The sequence below is a fragment of the Ligilactobacillus sp. genome (genome assembly GCF_036846325.1).
GTDB lineage: Bacteria > Bacillota > Bacilli > Lactobacillales > Lactobacillaceae > Ligilactobacillus.
The window spans coordinates 1-1,512 of sequence record NZ_DAIUCE010000197.1 but is presented as its reverse complement, the minus strand read 5'-3'; the positions used below and the strand labels follow the sequence as shown (position 1 = coordinate 1,512).

Annotated in this window: 2 protein-coding genes; both read left to right on the top strand. The window is 49.9% G+C overall.

The window, feature by feature from the left end:
* Nucleotides 1-690: PTS transporter subunit EIIC (locus tag V7Z60_RS10145; protein ID WP_334117682.1), on the top strand; the 690-nt coding region annotated here is incomplete at its 5' end.
* A gap of 21 nt (nucleotides 691-711) precedes the next feature.
* Nucleotides 712-1,512 (top strand): glycoside hydrolase family 36 N-terminal domain-containing protein (locus tag V7Z60_RS10140; protein WP_334117681.1); only part of this gene is annotated, 801 nt, incomplete at its 3' end.

The window sequence follows — 1,512 nt, the reverse complement described above, 5'->3', positions numbered from 1 at the left end:
ACGAACTACAAGGATGCGATCAGCTTCGTCTACAAAGTTCTCCAACAGCCTTTGATGGGCCTTGGCGGAACGTTGCCGGCCGTAATCCTCGCAGTCTTTTTGACGCAGTTGTTCTGGTGGTTCGGTATCCACGGCACATTGCTCGTCAACTCGGTCATCGATCCGATCATGACGGCCCTTGCCATCCAGAACTATGAAGCTTACAAGAACGGTGCAGAACATCTTCCTCACATCATCAACACGACGTTCATGGGCGTTTTCGTCAACCAGGGCATGCAGCTTGGCGTTTCTCTTGTCTTCGGCTTCTTCCTCGCCAAGTCAATCCGCATGAAGACAACGATGAGAACGATTCTTGCTCCATCAATCTTCAACGTTTCCGAACCGATGACATACGGTCTTCCGGTTGTCCTGAACCCGACGCTTCTGATTCCGTGGATCCTTGCTCCGCTTGCTTCAACAATCGTTTCCTACTTTGCAATCAGCGTAGGCCTCGTTCCTTACCCGATCGGGGCAACGGTTGTCTGGACAACGCCGATCTTCCTTGCCGGCTGGCTCGGAACAGGTTCCATCGCAGGTGCAATTCTTCAATTGGTCGATGTTGTCATCATGACGCTCATCTGGACACCGTTCCTGATGATGCTTGACAAGGAATACCTTCTTGAGGAACAATCCGGCAAGCAGGCTGAATAATTAGCTATCTGGAGGACTATTATGGTTGCAGTTGAAGTACTCGAAAACAAATTCTTCCATCTCCATAACGACAAAATCAGCTACCTGTTCTACGTCATGGAAAACGGTCAGCTCGGACATCTATACTATGGTGCATTCCTGGGCGAACTGACAGAGGACGATTTCAGATACATGCTTCTCCGGGAAAGCAAGTCGGCCGGCACTGTCAAATACAGTGATGACCTGACTCTCAGCGATCGTGCACAGGAATATCCCGTTTACGGATCATCGGATTTCCGTGAAGGCGCGATCGAAGTCATGGACGGTGAAGACTACCTGTATCTGGATTTCAAATTCGACTCATACACGATTGAAGATCAAAAGCCATACGACCTGAAAATGCCTTTGAGTGCTTCAGCGGGAAACGTCAAAGTACTCAAAGTAAGGCTCAAGGACAGCGATCACAAGCTGACTTTGACACAGACATATGCCGTTTTCGACGACGTTTCGGCCGTTGTCAGAAGTTCCGAACTGACAAATGACGGTGATCACGGCGTTCAGATTTCAAAGATCATGAGCGGTGCACTGGAACTTCCCGATGCCGGCTATGAACTCTGGCATCTTTGCGGAGCATGGCTCAAGGAAGATCATGTCAAAAGGCAGAACCTTGCCCCGGGGCACCTCAGCTTCGGTTCCCTGCGCGGAGCCACAAGTCATCAGCACAATCCCTTTGCGGCTCTGGTTGAAAAGGGAGCAGGACTTGACAACGGTGTCGTCTATGCATCAAACCTGATTTATTCAGGCAACTTCATCACCAGCATCAACGTCAACGAATGGAATCAG